Origin of the sequence: Novosphingobium sp. UBA1939, assembly GCF_002336885.1 — a bacterium.
Taxonomy (GTDB): Bacteria; Pseudomonadota; Alphaproteobacteria; order Sphingomonadales; family Sphingomonadaceae; genus Novosphingobium.
Genome location: NZ_DDFB01000020.1, coordinates 39,813 through 57,741, shown reverse-complemented (window position 1 = coordinate 57,741; position 17,929 = coordinate 39,813). Strand labels below are relative to the sequence as shown.

The window sequence follows — 17,929 nt, the reverse complement described above, 5'->3', positions numbered from 1 at the left end:
CGCGCGTTCAACGCCGGCCCTGAAACGGTCCATCCCCGTGACCCAGGCTTTGTGGTCCTGGAGCGCGATGGTAGCCGTGTCGTCGAGCAGATGACCTGGGGTTTCCCGGTGCGCCTCAAGGGGAGCGCCAATCCCAGGCCCGTCAACAACGCGCGCTTCGACAATTTGACGGCCTTCTGGCGGCGCTGGGCGGAGGCACCGCAGCAACGCTGCCTGATCCCGTGCCGCCGCTTTGCCGAAGCTGTCGGTGAAACCGGGCGAATGACGGAGACCTGGCTTTCTCCAAAAGGCGAGCGGACGTTCGCCTGGGCTGGCTTGTGGCAATCGTCGGCCGAGTGGGGCGATTGCTACACCGGCGTCATGACTGACGCCGCTCCGGAATTGATGGAGATCCACGACCGCTGTCCGGTCATCCTCGCACCCAGCGAGTGGAAACTATGGCTGTCCGCACCGCTCGGCGATCTGCGCCGCTTCGATCGGCCATGGCCCGCGAAACACATGCATGTTGAGGCGACGGACCGGCGCTGGTCAAGGCGTGGGGCAGGGGGGGGCAGTGGGCTTGACGGGCAACGCCGTTTGTTCCCATAATGTTCTCATGGAACGAGTCGGGAACAGGCCCATGTCATCCATTCTTGCACTACCGCCTGAAGGTGCCCCCAAGGCGGCTTGGCAACGTGTCGCGACCATGCTCAGCAGCGTTGCGATGACGATGGACCAGGTCGAGCGCGGGTATAGCGCGTACCTGCGCGGCGACCGTGAATCCGGCGGCTACAACGAAGCGAAGCGCGAGGAAGCACTGCTGGCGTTCTGTGTGGCCGAAGGGCTTGCTCCTGCACCGGTGGCGGCGCTCGCGATCCAGTTCCGGGCTGACGTCTACATCAGTGCGCTGAGCAACGGCTATGACATCAAGGCGGAAGACCCGGAGCGATACGAGACGATCGCGACCGACCCGTTCACGGTCTGGCGAAACTACGACTATGAGATTGCCGTAGGCGAGGTGAGGACGATCGCCGACGAGGATCCGGACGATCCGGAGCCTGAGCCCGATCCTGACCAGTTCGATTTCTTCCCGGCGCTGGCCGGCTGACCGATTACCGCCGGCGCGATGGGCCGGGTGAGGGCCTATGCGTAAGCCGGAGACGATCGAACATCTCTATCTCGATTTCGACGGGTTCTTCGCTTCCGTCGAGCAGTTGCGCGATCCGCAGCTGCGCGGCCGCCCGATCGGGGTCGTCCCCTACGTCGGTGGCCGAACCACCATTATCGCCGCTTCGCGCGAGGCGAAGGCGAGGGGGGTCAAGAGCATCATGTCGGTCGAGGAGGCGAGGGCGCTCTGCCGGGACCTGGTGCTGGTGCCCCAGTCGCCCGATCTCTACCGCCGCGCCCACAACGCGCTGGTCGCGGAGATTTCGTCGGTCATCCCGGTGGACCAGGTGAAGTCGATCGACGAGGTCTCGTGTTTCCTCGATCCCTCGCAGCGTTCCGAGCCGGTCGATCTCGCTCATCGGATCAAGACGACGATCCGCTACAACGTCGGCGCGACATTGACCTGTTCGATCGGCTTTGCGGCCAATCGCCACCTGGCCAAGATCGCGAGCGACACACGCAAGCCGGACGGCCTCACCATCTGGCATCCCGAAGACGTGCCCGCGCAGCTCGCCAGGCTGAAGCTGGAGGACATTCCGGGAATCGGCCGCTCGATGATCCGCCGGCTTGGGCTCGCGGGTGTAGTGGACGTGACCGGGCTGCTGGCGCTGCAGCCCAAACACGCGCGGGCGCTGTGGCGCAATGTGACGGGCGAACGCCTCTGGTACGCGCTGCACGGCTACGCGATCGAGGCGCCGGAAACCGAGCGCAATATGTTCGGCCATGGCCGCGTGCTGCCCCCGGATCAGCGTTCGCTGGATGACGCCCGCGCCATGGGACGCCTGCTTCTGACGAAAGCAGCCAGGCGGATGCGCCGCTCCAATTTCTACGCGTCGGCGCTGTACCTGTGGCTTAAGGGATACGAGCGGGGCTGGGGGGATGTTCGGCCGCTGGGGGAGGTGCAGGACGACATTGCCATCTTGCAGGCGTTCACCGGCCTGTGGGATCATGTGGTGGCCGTTATCCCGCCACGCACCCAGATCCTGCGGATCATGGTGACGCTGGGCGAGCTCACCGGTGCGGATGCGCGTCAGCCGGATCTGTTCGCGAACGACGATCGCGATCGCCAGAGGGCCGAGGAATTGAACCGGGCGATGGACGGCCTAAATGCGCGCTACGGGCAGACCGTCGTCAGCGTGGGGCCGTGGGAGCCCCCGGTCGGGGGGAACGTCGGGACCAAGATCAGCTATACGCGCATTCCGGATGCGGAGGATGACTGGTGAGCTGGCTCGATGCGCTTCAGTTGGGCGACCTCGATCCCGATACACGGATCGAGTTGACCTGCACCAGGTGCCGTAAGGTGCGATTTGTAACGCCGGCCGAGATCCTCGCGCGCGGCGACTATCGCCGTTTGTGGCTGTCCGAGGTCCAGGCGCGGGCGCGTTGCCGGCAGCGTGGGTGCCGGGGAGGGATGAGGCTGGCCATCCCGGCGTCAGGGAGCGCCAAGGGCTTCGTGGGTGGGATCGCTTGATTCTTCAGACGAAGGGGACGGGAATGCCCGTGATGGCGGACACTCCTGAACGGCTCCTTTCGAAACCAGCATCTCGACAAGTAGTCGTTCGTTCAACTTTGGCGTTGAGACGCTTTTTTTCGCGCATCGTCGCGGTTGAACGCCGGACCATTCCGTTCGCCCAAACGCGTGTTGCAAATTTCGTCCGCAAATGTTCAGCCAATTGCAGCCTTTTGGGATCGTGGTCGATCGGGCTTGAACTATGCATGTGGCCGGAGATGAAAGGTCTGGGCACGATTGCAGTCTTCTTCGTCTAGGTTGGGAAATTGTATCCCCAAGCGAACCGTGACGTGAGCTATGGTGGGCTATCGCCTTGAGCGTGCTTGACGCACGCATAGGAGTAAGGCCCGTGAAGAATACTGCCATGATACTTTCGCTCGCCATCGCAACGCTTCTCGCGCCGCAAATCGGCCAGGCAAAACCGGTCGGCATCACAATGGTGCAGGCCCGCGCCATCGCGCTCAGAGCTGCGCCCGGCCACATCGAAAAGGCCGAACGCGAGCGCGAAGGCGGGGGGATGCGCTATTCGTTCGACATCCGGCAGGGCCAGCGGATCCACGAAATCGGCGTCGATTCTGTCACCGGCAGGATCGTCGAGAACAAGTTCGAACCGCTGAACGCCAGGGATTGAACGACGGGACGATGCGCATCCTGCTGGCTGAAGACGACGATGACACCCGGCACTTCGTCGAGCGCGGGCTCGGCGAACTGGGGCACAATGTCATCTCCGCCGAAAACGGGGAGGATGCGCTTCATCTTGCAGTGACCGAGGCGGTCGACGTGATCGTGCTCGACAGGATGATGCCCGTTCTTGACGGTCTATCTATCCTCAAGCGCTTGCGAGCCGGGGGTGTCTCGGCGCCGGTGCTGATGCTGACCGCGCTTGGCCGCATCGAGGATCGCGTGGATGGCCTTGAAGCCGGTGCTGACGACTATCTGATCAAGCCCTTTGCATTCAGTGAGCTGGCCGCCCGCATCCAGGCGCTCGGGCGCCGCACCGCGCCAGCGGCAGCCGCGACGAAGTTGGCGGCAGGCGGCATAGAAATGGACCTGCTCGCGCGCGAGGTCCGGCGCGAGGGCAAAGCGGTTCTTCTCCAGCCGCGCGAATTTCGATTGCTCGAAGAGCTCCTGCGGCACGCTGGGGAGTTCGTCACCAGGACGATGCTGCTCGAGCGGGTGTGGGATTTTCACTTCGATCCGCAGACCAAGATCGTGGAAACCCACATGAGCCGGCTGCGCGCCAAGCTCAACGAAGGCCATCTTCCCGACGCCATCGAGACGGTGCGCGGCGTCGGCTACCGGCTGCGCGCGGCATGAGGTTGTTGCCACGCAGCGCCGCGAACCGCATCGCGCTGGTCGGCTTTCTTGTCTATGCTGTGGCAACCTTCGTGCTGGGCGCCGCGGTGATCTTCGCAACCCACGCTGCCTTTTCGCGCCAGATCGACGCCAACATCGAGCAGGCTTCCGCCGCGCTGCTGGTCGAATACCGCGGCGATGGATTGAAGGGGGTGATCGAAGCAATCTCGCAGCAACGCGGACCCGGGCCGATATCGCTGGGAACGGCGCTGTTCGCGCCTGGTGGCCGGCGGATCGCAGGCAACCTCGTAACTGCCATGCCGGAGCCAGGATGGCGCAAGATCGTATTTGTCGATCCCGTCGAGGGAACCGATCCGGCGCGGGCCAAGGTCGATGTCCTGCCTGGCGGATACCGCATGGTGGTTGCCGCCGATCTGGAATCGCTCGAAGCAATCGACCGGACCATCCTTGGCATGTTCAGCCTGGCTTTTGTGGCCCTGCTGGTTTTCGGGATATTGGGAGCCTTCGTGCTCGCCGCCTATCTGAGGCGCAGGTTGCACGGGATCGAAGCAACCGCCGTTGCGATCACCAGCGGCGACCTTGGCCAACGTGCAAGAGTCGGCGAGGCGGACGACGAATTCGACCGCGTCGCGGCTTCGCTCAACGCTATGCTCGACCGAATTGCCAGCCTGATTGCCAATCTGCGGCAAGTGACCGGCGACTTGGCGCACGATCTGCGCACGCCGCTGGCGCGGCTGCGCAACCAGCTGGAAGCAATGCGGCAGACCGGCAACGAATGCGACCGGGCTGGCTCGCTCGACCGCGCGGTCGAGCAGACCGACGACGTGCTGACGCTGTTCGACGCGATCCTGCGCATTTCCGAGCTGGAGGAAGGCGGACTTCATCGCGCTTTCTCGCAAGTCGATCTTTCGGGTCTGGTAGCCGACATCGGCGAATCGCACCTGCCGCTGGCGGAGGATCGCAATCATAGCCTGCGCCTCGCCGTCGAAGACGGCATCGCGGTCGAGGGTGACCGTGAATTGATTGCCCAAGCCGTGATCAATCTGATCGAAAATGCGCTGCGTCATACCCCCGACGGATCGACCGTCGAATTGAGCGCCCGGCGCGATGGCGACAAAGCAGTCGTCATGGTTCGCGACAACGGTTCAGGCATTGCCGAAGGCGACCGAATCCGGGTCCAGGACAGGTTTGTGCGACTGGAGGGCGCGCGCTCGACACCAGGACACGGCCTCGGCCTCAGTCTGGTGCGGGCAATCGCCGATATCCACCGCGCCGAGCTGGTGCTTGGCGACGCCAGTCCCGGGCTAGTGGTCGAACTGCGCTTTCCGGGAGCACCGGCGTGAAAATCCTTCGACCGATATGTCTGGGGTCAATTTGTCTGTCGCTTGTTCTGGGCGCGAGCGCCTGCACACACTATGCCCCGCGTCCGGTCGATCTTTCTGCCATCGCCGCACAAAGGGAGCGCCGCACGCTCGACCTTGGGCAAGCCGCCACCACTTGCCGGAGACTGGCTCCCAAGGCCGAATGCAACCCGTCGCGGCTTGATCGGGCGATGCTCTACGCCGCCATGTTCGACACCAATCCGGCAATAGCGGCGGCGCGGCAGCATGTGCTGAGCGCCGTTGCCGCCGCGCGCAGCGCGAAGCAGGCACCCGGCCCCAAGCTGACCCTCACCACGGAATATGCCGGGGCCGCACCCGATCCCTCGCCCTGGCTACTCGGAGCATCGAGCGAGATTCCGCTCGACATCGGCGGCGCGCGCGCGGTGCGGATCGGCAGCGCCGAACTTGCCGTGGTCACCGCTCGCTATGATCTGGCCGAGACTGTCTGGTCGGCGCGCATGACCCTGGTCCGGGGTCTTGCCCAGCTCTTCGTGGCCGACCGCCAGAATGTCGCCGCCAGCGAGCTTGTCGCCATACAGGAACGCCGCTTCGCAGCGATGGAACGCCGCGTCAACGCAGGCGAGGCTTCGCGCGCTGAACTCGAGAGGGTCAGGGCCGATCTCGCCGACGCGCGTCATCGCCATGCCGATGCCGATGCGCGCCGCGAGGCGGGATTGGTGGAGATCGCCAACGCCATCGGTGTATCGCCCGCTGCGCTGGCCGGAGCGGCGTTTGCGTGGGACGGGTTCGAGGCACCGCAGGATGTCACGCGCGTCAGCGCGGACGAGCGCAGAATAGCTCTTTTGGCGCGGGCCGATCTGCTCAAGTCGATGGTCGCCTATGACCAGGCAGAACTCGACCTGCGCGGCGAAGTGGCAAAACAGTATCCCGCAATCACGGTGGGACCGGGGTTCACCTGGGAACGCGGGCTGGTGAAGATCCCGTTCAACCTCGGCCTGTCGCTGCCGCCATTCGACCTCAATCGCAAGGCCATCGCCGCGGCCACCGCCCGCCGCAGCGAAGCCGCAGCGAAGCTGGAGGCCGATTATGCAGCGGCAATTGGCGCAGTCGATGGCGCCCTTGGCGAAGCAGACGCGGCCCAGCGCGCGCTCGATGAATTCAGGAGGCTGGACCTGCCAATCGCCGCGCGTCTGGCGGCTCAAGCCGACCGCGAACTGGCGGCGGGATCGCTCGATCGGGCCGACTGGGGCGCCGCCCAGGCAGGCCGACTGACGACGCGGCTTCTCGAACTCGATGCGCTGGCCCGCGCGCTTACCGCCGACCTGGCACTAGAAGACGCTCTGCGTCGCCCGCTGTCGGGACCGGAACTGATGATTGGAAGGGGTGAACAATGAGCCGATGGCGATCAGCGGCATGGGCGGGAATGGGTGCGGCGGCCATGGCGCTCGGCCTGTACGGCGCGGGGGCGATCAGGCATTCCGATGCAGTGCAAACGGCGAGTGCGGAGGATGCCGATGCCCCAACGGACAAAAATGCCGCACCGGCGAAGAATGAGCCGGTGACCGACCCGGCCGCGCTCGCAAGACTGGGCGTCAAGACTGCGGCGGTTACTACAACTGTTGCCAGTCAGATGACGGACGGGTTCGCGCGCGGCCTCGATGTCGGACCGCTTGCGGCCATCGTCGCCGAGGCCGATGCCGCGCGCGCGGCGGCTGCAGCATCGCAGGCGGAGGCCTCACGCCTCGAAGCACTTTACCGTCAGGACGTGAGCGCATCGCGGCGATCGGTCGAAGCCGCCCGTGCGCTGGCGCTGGCGGATGCCGCCCGCACCCGGCTCGCCGAGCAACGCGTCGGGCTGGAATTTGGCTCCGGGCTGTCGCGGCTCGGGCCGGGTGCCATCCGCCAGCTTGTTAGTGAGATCGCCGCAGGCCACGCCGCGCTCGTCCGGATCGACATTCCGGGGGCAATGTTGGCGCCAGGAACTGTGGTCGAGATAGGCGAACCAGGGTCAGCCCTGACAGTGCGCGTATTGGGTGCAGCGGCCACTGCCGACGCCCGACTGCAAAGCGCCGGTGTACTCGCCATCGTTCGCGGGCCGCTGGCCCGGCAGGCGCAGGCGGGGCGGATATTGCCTGCGCGCGCCGCAACCGGCGTCGCCAGTTCGGGCATGCTTGTTCCCCGCGAAGCCATAGTCCGCTTCCAGGGCCGGATGTGGGTGTTCCGCCAGAATGGCAAGGCGTTCGAGCGGATCGCGCTCGACGATCCGCAGAGCACACCGCAAGGGTGGATCGTCCGGGGCGGACTCAAGGCCGGCGATGTCATCGCCGTCTCGGGCGCGACCGGATTGCTGGCGCTCGATGCCGGCGGTGCTGTTGCCGAAGCCGAGGGAGACTAAGCGATGCTGGCCAGGCTGATTCGCTGGTGCATCGCCAATGCGCGCATGGTCATCGTCGCCGCCGCGATCTTCGCGATCTACGGCATCAGCGTAGTCGATCGTGCGCGCTACGATGTGTTTCCCGAGTTCGTTCCGGCCCAGGTCACGGTCCAGACCGAAGCTCCGGGGCTTGTAGCCGAGCAAGTCGAGGCACTGGTTACCCGCCCGATCGAGAATGCCATCAACGGGGCCAACGGCGTTGAGAGCGTCAGCTCGGAATCGGCGCAGGGGCTTTCGGTGATCCGCGTGGTCTTTACTGAAGGCTCGGAACCCTTGCGCGCGCGCCAGATTATTGCCGAGGCGCTGGGCAGCGTTTCGGGTAAGCTGCCCAGCGGCGTATCGCCGCCCGCGCTGTCGCCACTGACCTCTTCGACGATGGACCTCCTCAAGATCGGATTGACCAGCGACAAGCTCGACCAGCGCCAACTTCGCGCGCTGGCCGACTGGACCATACGGCCAAGGCTGCTGGCTACCAAAGGCGTCGCAGGCGCAGTGGTCTATGGCGCCGCCCCATCGCGCTACGAGGTCCGGATCAAGCCCTCGCAGCTTGTCGCGCGCAACATCTCGCTCGCCGAGGTCAATTCGGCGATTGCTGCACTGACCACGGTTCGCGGCGGGGGCTTTGCCGAGACGACCAACCAGCGCATTCTGATTCAGCCGGGCAATGGCGCGATCGACGCCGCCAAGCTCCGAGCGGCACTGGTGCCGAGCGGCAATGGCACGGCGGTGGCGCTGCGCGAAGTGGCCGATGTCGTGCTCGTGCCTGCACCGCAGTTCGGCGATGCGCTAATCATGGGCAAGCCTGGCGTGCTCGTTTCCATGTCGAGCCAATACGGGGCCAACACCCTTGAGGCCAGCCGCGCCGTCGCGGCGACGCTGGAAGAACTCAAGCCGACGCTCGATGCCCAGGGCATTAAGCTCTACCCGGCGCTGCACCGGCCCGCCAACTTCATCGAAGTTGCCCTGTCGGGCATGTCGAAGGATCTGATCGTCGGCGCACTGATGATTGCGCTCGTGCTGTTCGCCTTCCTGCGCGACCTGCGCACAGCGCTGATTGCGTTTCTCTCGATCCCCCTGTCTCTACTGGCCGCGCTGATCGTGCTCGACAAGCTGGGGGGGACGATCAACACCATGACGCTCGGCGGGCTGACCGTCTCGCTGGGTGTGGTGGTCGACGATGCGGTGGTCGGCGTCGAAAATATCGTCCGCCGATTGCGCAGCGCAGGTGCCGCCGATCGCGCAGCGATCATCGCCAATGCCACCGTCGAGGTCCGCGCACCGGTGGTTTATGCCACCTATCTGCTGGCTTTCACCATCGCGCCGATCCTGTTCCTGACTGGATTGCAAGGCGCCTTCTTCTCGCCGCTCGCGCTCTCGTTCCTGCTTGCGGTCCTCGCCTCGCTTGTTGTTGCCCTGACTGTGACACCGGCGCTCGCTGTACTGCTGCTCGGCAGGATGACCCCGCACGAGGAACCGCGCGCATTGGCGCGGGCCAAGGCCTGGCATCGCGCGCAGCTGGAACGGCTGTGCGATCGACCGCAGGCTGTAATCGGAGCGACAATCGTCACCAGCCTCATCGGCGCGCTGGGCCTTATGGCGTTCGGCGGCGAGCTGCTCCCGGCGTTCCGCGAGGGTCACTATGTTCTCAAGGTCAATGGCCCCGTCGGAGCCTCGATGGGGTGGATGCGTGACAACGGTGCGCGCCTGTCGCGGGATTTACTTGCCATTCCCGAGGTGGCGACGGTCGAGCAGCAGATTGGCCGGGCCGAAAGCGGCGAAGATCCCTTCCCGCCCAACCGCAGCGAGATGCATGTCGAACTCAAGCCTGGCGGTGCTGGCGGCGAAGACCGCGCGCAGGCCGAAATTCGCAAGGTTCTGGGGCGCTATCCGGCCATCCAGAGCGCGACGCTGACCTTCCTTGGCGACCGGATCGGCGAGTCGCTCTCCGGCGAGACCGCCCAACTAGCCATCAATGTCTATGGTTCGGACCTCGACGTGCTTGACCGGATCGCAGGCGACATCGCGCGGGTGGTCAAGGCGGTTCCCGATGCTGCGGACGTTCAGGTTAAGTCGCCGCCCGGCACGCCGCTCCTGTCGATCGCACTCGATCCGGCCCGCATGGCGGTGCATGGCGTGACGCCAACTGACGCCAACGATGCTATCGAGATCGCCTTCCAGGGCCATGTCGCCGGAGAGGTCGCCGAACCCGACCGGACAACCGACGTGGCGGTGGTTCTTCCGCCCGAACTGCGCCAGGACCCCGAGAGCGTAGCGGCGATGCTGGTGCGCGCCAGCGACGGGTCCTCGGTCCGCCTCGGTGACATTGCGACGCTGTCATTGGGCGAAGGACGAGCTTCGATCGCCCGCGCCGGAGGTCAGCGGCGCCAGGTCGTCACGATCAATCCGACGCGATCCGACGTCGCGGGTTTCGAGCGCGATGCGCGTGCCGCGATTGCCGCCAAGGTCAAGCTGCCCCCCGGTGTATCGCTGTCGTTTACCGGCGTGGCGGCAGGCCAGGCTGCGGCGACCCGCCAGATTGCGCTCAACGTCGCGGTGGCCGCCATCGCGATCGTCGGCCTGCTGATCCTTGCCTTCGGCGGCGCCCGGGCGGCAGCGCTGATCCTTGCCGGAACGCCGTTCGCGCTGGTGGGCGGTGTGATCGCAATTGCACTGACTGGCGGCGTTCTCTCGCTCGGGGCGCTGGTCGGGTTCGTCACGCTGTTCGGTATTGCCGCGCGCAATGCGATCCTGCTGGTCGCCCATGTCGATCACCTCGTTGATGAGGAAGGACTGCCGTTCGATCGGGCAACCGTGATGCGGGCCGCCGAGGAACGGGTCACGCCGATCTTGATGACGGCACTCGTTACTGCCCTCGGCCTGTTGCCGTTGGCGATTGAGGCGGGACAAGCAGGCCGTGAAGTGCAAGGGCCCATGGCCGCGGTCATCCTCGGCGGACTCGTGACCTCGACTGTCATGAGCCTGATGTTGCTGCCGGCCCTGATCCTCAGATATCGTCATGCTCAGGGTAAGGAGCAGGCAGCATGACCGGCAGCACAGTAAGACGCGCGATCGTCATCGTAGCCCTGTGCAATCTTGCATATTTCTTCATCGAAGGGACGGTTGCGCTGCGCATCGGCTCGGCATCGCTGCTGGCAGACAGCGCGGATTTCTTCGAGGATGCAACCGTCAACTTCCTGATTCTGATGGCGCTCGGATGGAGTGCGCTGGCGCGCCGCAGGGTTGGTTACCTGCTGGCTCTGGTCCTGCTGCTGCCTGCGATAGCGTTTCTGGCGACCCTGTGGAGCAAGGTGTCGCATCCACTCCCACCCGATGCCTTCGCCCTGTCGATCACCGGGCTGGGTGCGCTCATCGTCAATCTTGGCTGTGCGCTGCTCCTGGCCCGGGTGCGGCATGTTCACGGCAGCCTTACGCGCGCAGCGTTTCTGTCGGCGCGCAATGATGCGTTCGCGAATGTCGGCATCATCGGCGCCGGTCTGGTTACACTTGGTTGGTCCTCGGTCTGGCCGGACATTGTTGTCGGTCTCGCCATCGCCTGGATGAACCTCGATGCGGCAAAGGAAGTCTGGGAGGCCGCCCGAAGCGAGGGAGAAGAGCTCGAACCTGAGCCTTGATTGCAATGCGATGGCGAACACCTGGAAATAGGCGGCGGCCGCGAAGCTACGGGTTGACGGGTTCGATGCTGATCTTCGAGATCGCGGCGACATTGTTGGTTGGCAGAAACGCCTTGAAATAGGCAAGGCGAAACCGTCGGCTCATGAACTCACCCCACGGCACGTCCGCAGTCGCAACCGCGTTACCCGCCCCGTCCCAGCCGATCACATGAAGATGACCGGGAATCGCCCCTGCATACCCATTGCTCCGGTGGACATCCCCTCCCACCAGAATGCCGTCCGGTTTTTGGCGGGCCGACGCACTGACGACGATTATTTCGGAATTCGAAGCAATCGTGATGGGACCGCGGAATTTCTGACCGGTGGCGCATCCCGAGACTGTGATCGAGAGTGCCAAGCAGCAGGAGAGATAAGTGGTCGGAGAATTTTTCAACATTGCGCCTACTGTCTACTCCATAACAATGTGCCGACCAAGGGTTAGGATTCCCGCCGTTACTGATGTGGCCTGGAATGGCAGGTTTCAGGAGCCTCTCGATGGGCAATGAACGACCGCTATGTTCGCGATTCTGGCCATGTGCTCGGCGTAGCGCTCACCGGTACTCGCGTTCAAAGTCCGCCTATTGATCCGAGCAGTTTTCTTCGTTTGTCGCGGCTGGAGGGATGCCCAAGAGGCGTGGCCAGATTCAGGCAAAGCGAAGAAGGCAAAGTGGTCGATCGGATTTTCAAGCACGCTTCGAGGCTAACCCACCAGGCCGCGCTTGGCCACCTGGGCTGGCTCAGGGGTGCGATTGGCGGCGCGCTCGGCATCGGCTTTGCCGGGGTCATGTCGTGGCTGTTGCTTGGCAGTCACGCCGGGGCCCTTCCGCTGCTGGTGGCGCCGCTCGGCGCCTCGGCGGTGCTCGTGTTCGCGGTTCCGGCCAGCCCACTGGCCCAACCGTGGTCGGTGATCGGAGGTGACCTGATTTCAGCGGCGATCGGTCTTGGAATAGGCCATTTGCTGGGTGCTCCGGTGTTGAGCGCCAGCCTTGCCGTCGGGCTTGCCATCGCGGCCATGTCTCTTCTGCGCTGCCTTCATCCTCCGGGTGGGGCCTGCGCGCTACTGTGCGCGCTTGGCGCGGCGGGACACGACCCTTGGGGCTTGGCGCACTGGTTCTGCATTGCCGTGAACGTTTGGTCGCTCGTCGCCGCGGGATGGCTCATCAACAACCTGACCGGCCACCCCTGGCCTCACAGGGTGCCGTTGCCGACTTCGAGCGTTGCCACCATGGGCGTTCGCGAAGCGTTGGAGCGGGTGCTGGCCGACTGGAACGAAGTAATCGATGCGGACATCGATGATCTGACAGCCCTGTTCGAGGCCGTCGAGCGGCAAATCGGGCGGCAACCCCATGAGAGACAAACTGGCCTAGTGGTCAAGGCCGCAGAGAGAAGCCCAATCGAGACCGCTCAGAAGGCAGCATAACCGGCAAGCTAACCGATAAGGTCGCGCGTCTCTCTCCAAATCGTACGAGCCGCATCGGCAGCCGCGCCTCCAGGCGCAAGCCGCGCTGACTGGCCAGCCCAAGCCTGCATGCGCGAGATGTCGTTTCCAGCCTTGGCCTTGCGCGTCATGGGCTTCGTCATACCCCTCTGAAGAGGATGGGGCGCAGGAGCCGGCGCACCGGGTTCGGCTGAAGCCATTGCATAGCGGGTCGCAAGCGCCCTTCCGCAACGCCCGGTATAGGCGCGCGTCAGCATCGTATCGCCGGGCTGTGCGACTGCCAACGCATCCTTCCACGCCGCAGCCGCGTCGCTCTCATCGGTGCGCAGGAAGCCGGTTCCGATCTGGACCGCCGATGCGCCGAGCATGAAGGCCGCCGCCGCGCCGCGCGCATCGGCGATGCCGCCGGTCGCCACGACCGGTAAGTCGACGGCATCGACAATCGCCGGCAACAGGGCGAACAAGCCGCACTGGTCACGTTCGGACGCCGCGGGATCGAACGATCCGCGATGACCGCCCGCCTCGGCACCCTGTGCGACGATGACGTCGGCTCCCGCGCTTTCCGCGCGTCTCGCCTCGTCAAGCGTAGTGGCGGTCGCGAACCAGGGGATGCCAGCCTCCTTCATGCGCGCAACGTAATCGGGCGGATAGACACCCATGATCGAGGAGATCGCCGCCGGCGCGGCTTCGATCAGTGCATCGAACTGTTCGGCGAAGTCGGGTCCGCCGGTTGCGCTTGGATCGCCGACCTCGTCGGTCCAGTTCCTGAGGAAGGTAGCCTGCGCCGCGATCACATCCGCATCAATGGGAGCGTCTGCCTCGGGGATCCACAGGTTGACCTGGAATGGCCCTTCGACCGCTGCACGAACAGTGCTGCACCAATGCGCGATTTCTTCGGGAGGCATCAACAGGGCGCCGGCGGCACCCCAGCCTCCCGCTCGCATCACGGCAATGGACAGCTCTGGTGGACAGGCTCCCGCCATGGGCGCAAGCAACAGCGGGATCTCTCCGCCGAAGCGGTCGCTGAAGTCGCGCGCGCGTTCAAGCCAAGGGGGGCGTGCGTTCATGATCTGGCTTCCTCAACGAAAGGTGTCGGACGCTGGCGCCATCATACGGACGCGAGCGCCCGGCTAAGTCCCGGAGAAGACGCGACCATGTCGGCCACCGTGTAGCGGTCCAGGACCTCGATGAAGGCGCGGGTCGCCTCCTGCAGCGGGAGCGGAAGGCCACAGACACGGGCAATGGCGCAATCATCGCAGTCGACAAGCTTCATGTCCGGCTCGCTATCGAGCACGACTTGCCCGAGGCGGATTTCCTCTGCGGGACGCGCCAAAGCCACGCCGCCGCTGCGGCCGCGCGTGCTTTCGAGCAGGCCCGACTTCACCATGTCATGCACCACCTTGACCAGGTGGTTCTGCGAAATCCCGTAAGCCCCCGCGATTTCCGAGATCGGCACGGGCCGTCCAGTGTTGACCGCAAGGTGCAGCAGCACGCGCAGCGCATAATCGGTGTAGCGGGTCAGGCGCATCGGCACTCCAGGATCGGTTCGTAGGATCCGACGATATGGACCCTTGCGATAAAGTCAAATCTATAATACATGATTTAAATATACATGATTATGGAGTCGCGCATGCACGACCTGACCGAAGCCGATCTCGAGCGCGTCATCCCGGCCTTCTATGCCCGCGTGCGCGACGACGCCGAGATCGGGCCGCTGTTCAACGCCACGATTGCCGACTGGCCACATCACCTCGACCGGCTGGTGGCGTTCTGGTCGTCGGTCATGCTCACCAGCGGCCGTTACAAGGGCAACCCGATGGCCGCGCACATCAAGCACCGCGCCGCCATCACGCCGCAGATGTTCGACCGCTGGCTGGCCTTGTGGTCGGACGTGACCGGAGAAATGCTGCCACCCGCAGATGCGCAAGCCATGCAGGCCAAGGCGGGCATGATTGCCGAGAGCCTGAAGCTCTCGTTGTTCTTCCGTCTCGACAATGCGGAAGAAGCGGCATGACCGCGGTCCCCTATCGCACGACCCCGGTGTTCGACGAGGACAGCCTGCCCGAGGCCATCCGCAACACCCACAGTACCAAGGCGGGCGTCTGGGGGCTGCTGCGTGTCCTCGCGGGGCGCGTGCGGCTGGTCTTTCACGAACCGCCGCGCGTGGTCGAAGTGACGCCCTCAGAACCGGCACCGATCCCGCCCCAGGCCGACCACCACGTCGAGATCTGCGGGCCAATGCGCATGCAGGTCGAGTTCTACCGCGAGCGGCCCGCAGAGAACGGCCGTGGCTGATTTTGCGATCGCCCACGCGCTTCACGTGCTGGCCGTGATCCTGTGGATCGGCGGCGTGGGCTTCGTGACGCTGGTCGTGATCCCCACGCTGGCGGCAACCCCGCCGGGCGAGCGGATGCGCGAGTTCCATCGTATCGAAGCGCGCTTCGCCCCGCAGGCGCGGCTGTGGGTGCTGCTCGCGGGCGCCAGCGGACTTTGGATGTGCTGGCGGGCGGAGTTGTGGAGCCGCTTCGTCGATCCGCACTTCTGGTGGATGACCGCGATGGTCGCGGTCTGGGCCGCGTTTGCGCTGATGCTGTTCGTGCTTGAACCGCTCGTGCTGCACCGGCGCATGGCCAGCTCGCCGTCGCCCGAACGCGACTTTGTGCGCCTGCGAGTCATGCACCGCGTGCTCCTGCTTCTCAGCCTGATCGCGGCCGGAGGGGCCGCGGCGGGCAGCCATGGACTTTACTAGCAAGAGGGGGATCGTTGCGATGTCGACGACCAAACGATTGTGGATTGGGCTGGCGGCGATCGTGTTCGCCGGCTTTGCCGTAATGCTTTGGCTGGGCGCGGACCTGATGCGCACCGCGCCGCCGATACCCGAACGCGTGGTCACGCAAAGTGGCCGGACCCTGTTCACCGGCAACGATATCCAGACCGGCCAGGAAGTCTGGCAATCGATGGGCGGACAAGAGCTCGGCACCGTCTGGGGTCATGGCGCGCTGGTCGCGCCCGACTGGTCTGCCGACTGGCTGCACCGCGAGGTCGCTGCGCGGCTCGAAGCCGAAGCGCAGGCGGGAGGAGCGAAAGATTTCGCGTCGCTCTCCGACGAAAACAAGGCCGCGATAAAGGCGCGGCTCCGCCCGGCCTTGCGCGGCAACACCTATGATCCGGCGAGCGGCACGCTGACCATCAGCGATGCCCGCGCCGCCGCCATCGCCAAGGTCGCGCGGCACTATGAAAGCCTGTTCTCGGCCGATCCTACGACGCACGACCTGCGCGTCGCCTATGCCATGAAGGAAAACACGCTGCCCGATCCGCAGCGCCGCAGCGAGTTGACCGCATTCTTCTTCTGGACCGCTTGGGCGGCGAGCACCGACCGGCCGGGCACCGACGTCACCTATACCAACAACTGGCCCTACGAACCGCTGATCGGCAATTCGCCGACGCCCGGCGCCTTCATGTGGTCGCTGTTCTCGATCCTGTTCATGATCGCGGGCATCGCCCTGCTCGGCTGGCACTATGCCGGTTGGCACGGCAAGGAAGAGCCGCTGACGCCGCCCGCCAGCGATCCGCTGCGCGGCCTTGTGCTCACCCCTTCGATGAAGGCATCGGCCAAGTATTTCTGGATCGTGATCGCGCTGATGCTGGTCCAGATCCTGCTCGGCGCGACCACCGCGCACTTCCAGGTCGAGGGGCAGGAAGTCTATGGCCTCAACCTGGCCCAATACCTGCCCTATGCGCTGACGCGAAGCTGGCACACGCAGCTCGCCGTGCTGTGGATCGCGACCGCGTGGCTTGGTACCGGACTCTACATCGCGCCGGCCATCTCCGGCTACGAACCTCCATTCCAGCGGTTCGGCGTGAACTTCCTGTTCGTCTGCCTGCTCGTCATCGTCGTCGGTGCTTTTGCCGGGCAATGGTTCTCGGTGATGCAGGACATGGGGCTGACCACCAGCTTCTGGTTCGGCCACCAGGGCTGGGAATACGTCGATATCGGCCGCTTCTGGCAGGTCTTCCTGTTCATCGGCCTGCTGCTGTGGTTGGGCCTCGTCGGTCGCGCATTGTGGCCGGCGATCCGCCGCAAGGACGAGATGAGCTCGATCGTTGGGCTGATGTTCCTGTCCACCGTCGCCATCGGCCTCTTTTACGGCGCGGGGCTGATGTACGGCCAGCACAGCCACATGTCCGACGTCGAGTACTGGCGCTGGTGGGTGGTGCACCTGTGGGTCGAAGGCTTCTTCGAGGTCTTCGCGGTTGCCGTCATCAGCTTCCTGTTCGTCAAGCTGGGGCTCGTGCGCGGGCGTACCGCGACTGTGAACGTGCTGTTCGCCACGATCGTGTTCCTCTCGGGCGGGGTGCTGGGCATGTTCCACCATCTCTACTTCGTCGGCACGACCATGGCCGGCGTCGCGCTTGGCGCCAGCTTCTCCGCGCTGGAGGTGGTGCCGTTGGCGCTGATCGGCATGGAGGCGATGGAGACCTGGCAGCACAGCCGCGCGACGCCGTGGATGGCGCGCTACAAGTGGCCGATCATGTTTTTCCTGGGCGTGAGCTTCTGGAACCTGGTCGGTGCGGGGCTGTTCGGCTTCCTCATCAACACACCGATCGCGCTCTACTACGTGCAGGGGCTCAACCTCACGCCGCTGCACGGCCACACCGCGCTGTTCGGGGTCTATGGCATGCTCGGCATCGGCCTGATGCTGTTCTGCCTGCGCGGACTGCGCCCCGACACGGCGTGGAACGAAGGCTGGCTGCGCGGCAGCTTCTGGTGCTTCAACATCGGCCTTGCGCTGATGGCGCTGCTCACGCTGCTGCCGATGGGCGTGCTGCAGCTGCAGGCGGTGCTCGAGCATGGCTATGCCTTCGCCCGCTCGGCCGACTTCATGGACCAGCCGCTGATCCACCTGCTGGTGTGGATGCGGATGCCCGGCGACCTTACCTTCGCTGCCGGAGCCCTTATGCTGGCCATGTTCGTGGCGCGGCTGTGGATCTGGCCGCGGACTGAAGCGGAGTTCGAGTTGCCGGCTCAGCTCGAACCCGCCGAATAGGAGCAAGGGACCGGCGCGGAGC

At 65.0% G+C, this 17,929-nt stretch carries 18 protein-coding genes; 15 read left to right on the top strand and 3 right to left on the bottom strand.

Translation table 11 applies throughout. The features are described 5' to 3' along the window. The 10 genes from B3547_RS03860 to B3547_RS03815 form a co-directional block, all read left to right on the top strand. On the top strand, nucleotides 1-588 hold a 588-nt coding region (locus B3547_RS03860), incomplete at its 5' end, for an SOS response-associated peptidase family protein (RefSeq protein ID WP_292960369.1). A gap of 31 nt (nucleotides 589-619) precedes the next feature. Continuing rightward, on the top strand, nucleotides 620-1,087 hold the full coding sequence (locus B3547_RS03855) for a hypothetical protein (RefSeq protein ID WP_292960366.1): 468 nt from the start codon (nucleotides 620-622) through the stop codon (nucleotides 1,085-1,087). 37 nt (nucleotides 1,088-1,124) lie between these two features. Next, a complete protein-coding gene (locus B3547_RS03850; protein WP_292960364.1) occupies nucleotides 1,125-2,369 on the top strand; it encodes a Y-family DNA polymerase in 1,245 nt (414 codons plus the stop codon). Nucleotides 2,370-3,005: 636 nt separating this feature from the next. Further along, nucleotides 3,006-3,287 carry a PepSY domain-containing protein gene (locus B3547_RS03845; RefSeq protein WP_292960362.1) on the top strand — a complete coding sequence of 94 codons (282 nt, stop codon included), beginning with the start codon at nucleotides 3,006-3,008 and terminating at the stop codon, nucleotides 3,285-3,287. Between the two features lie 11 nt (nucleotides 3,288-3,298). Then, a complete protein-coding gene (locus B3547_RS03840) occupies nucleotides 3,299-3,973 on the top strand; it encodes a response regulator transcription factor (protein ID WP_292960360.1) in 675 nt (224 codons plus the stop codon). Nucleotides 3,974-4,044: 71 nt separating this feature from the next. After that, entirely contained in the window at nucleotides 4,045-5,316 is a 1,272-nt protein-coding gene (locus B3547_RS03835) for a sensor histidine kinase (RefSeq protein WP_292960357.1), read from the top strand. Nucleotides 5,317-5,525: 209 nt separating this feature from the next. Then, on the top strand, nucleotides 5,526-6,710 hold the full coding sequence (locus B3547_RS03830; RefSeq protein ID WP_292960354.1) for a TolC family protein: 1,185 nt from the start codon (nucleotides 5,526-5,528) through the stop codon (nucleotides 6,708-6,710). Nucleotides 6,711-6,754: 44 nt separating this feature from the next. After that, nucleotides 6,755-7,711 (top strand): hypothetical protein, encoded by a 957-nt coding sequence (locus tag B3547_RS03825; protein ID WP_292960352.1) that lies wholly within the window; start codon nucleotides 6,755-6,757, stop codon nucleotides 7,709-7,711. 3 nt (nucleotides 7,712-7,714) lie between these two features. Next, a complete protein-coding gene (locus B3547_RS03820) occupies nucleotides 7,715-10,795 on the top strand; it encodes an efflux RND transporter permease subunit (protein ID WP_292960350.1) in 3,081 nt (1,026 codons plus the stop codon). Continuing rightward, nucleotides 10,792-11,382 carry a cation transporter gene (locus B3547_RS03815; protein WP_292960348.1) on the top strand — a complete coding sequence of 197 codons (591 nt, stop codon included), beginning with the start codon at nucleotides 10,792-10,794 and terminating at the stop codon, nucleotides 11,380-11,382. Before B3547_RS03820 ends, B3547_RS03815 begins: the two co-directional genes overlap by 4 nt. A gap of 46 nt (nucleotides 11,383-11,428) precedes the next feature. On the opposite strand, the gene B3547_RS03810 is transcribed toward B3547_RS03815, so the two are convergent. Continuing rightward, on the bottom strand, nucleotides 11,429-11,779 hold the full coding sequence (locus tag B3547_RS03810; RefSeq protein WP_292960346.1) for a hypothetical protein: 351 nt from the start codon (nucleotides 11,777-11,779) through the stop codon (nucleotides 11,429-11,431). A gap of 144 nt (nucleotides 11,780-11,923) precedes the next feature. Between B3547_RS03810 and B3547_RS03805 the strand changes: the two genes are divergently transcribed. Next, entirely contained in the window at nucleotides 11,924-12,841 is a 918-nt protein-coding gene (locus B3547_RS03805; RefSeq protein WP_349676469.1) for an HPP family protein, read from the top strand. A gap of 8 nt (nucleotides 12,842-12,849) precedes the next feature. Here B3547_RS03805 and B3547_RS03800 read toward each other — a convergent pair whose 3' ends face one another. Together B3547_RS03800 and B3547_RS03795 are read right to left on the bottom strand one after the other, a co-directional pair. After that, the gene (locus tag B3547_RS03800; protein ID WP_292960343.1) at nucleotides 12,850-13,926 is read right to left on the bottom strand and encodes an NAD(P)H-dependent flavin oxidoreductase; all 1,077 of its coding nucleotides are present in this window, start codon (nucleotides 13,924-13,926) and stop codon (nucleotides 12,850-12,852) included. A 41-nt stretch (nucleotides 13,927-13,967) separates the two neighbouring features. Continuing rightward, nucleotides 13,968-14,387 (bottom strand): RrF2 family transcriptional regulator, encoded by a 420-nt coding sequence (locus tag B3547_RS03795; protein ID WP_292960341.1) that lies wholly within the window; start codon nucleotides 14,385-14,387, stop codon nucleotides 13,968-13,970. Between the two features lie 102 nt (nucleotides 14,388-14,489). Here B3547_RS03795 and B3547_RS03790 point away from each other — a divergent pair, with 102 nt between their 5' ends. From B3547_RS03790 to B3547_RS03775, 4 genes are read left to right on the top strand one after another with little or no spacing between them, the layout of a single operon-like run. Further along, nucleotides 14,490-14,873: a group III truncated hemoglobin gene (locus B3547_RS03790; protein ID WP_292960339.1), complete on the top strand. Its 384-nt coding sequence runs from the start codon at nucleotides 14,490-14,492 to the stop codon at nucleotides 14,871-14,873. Then, nucleotides 14,870-15,154 carry a DUF1971 domain-containing protein gene (locus tag B3547_RS03785; RefSeq protein ID WP_292960337.1) on the top strand — a complete coding sequence of 95 codons (285 nt, stop codon included), beginning with the start codon at nucleotides 14,870-14,872 and terminating at the stop codon, nucleotides 15,152-15,154. The genes B3547_RS03790 and B3547_RS03785 overlap by 4 nt, the downstream gene beginning before the upstream one ends. Then, nucleotides 15,147-15,608 (top strand): hypothetical protein, encoded by a 462-nt coding sequence (locus B3547_RS03780; RefSeq protein WP_292960335.1) that lies wholly within the window; start codon nucleotides 15,147-15,149, stop codon nucleotides 15,606-15,608. Before B3547_RS03785 ends, B3547_RS03780 begins: the two co-directional genes overlap by 8 nt. Before the next feature lie 19 nt (nucleotides 15,609-15,627). Next, complete coding sequence (locus B3547_RS03775; protein ID WP_292960333.1) at nucleotides 15,628-17,907, top strand: nitric-oxide reductase large subunit; 2,280 nt, start codon at nucleotides 15,628-15,630, stop codon at nucleotides 17,905-17,907. Nucleotides 17,908-17,929 lie beyond the last annotated feature (22 nt).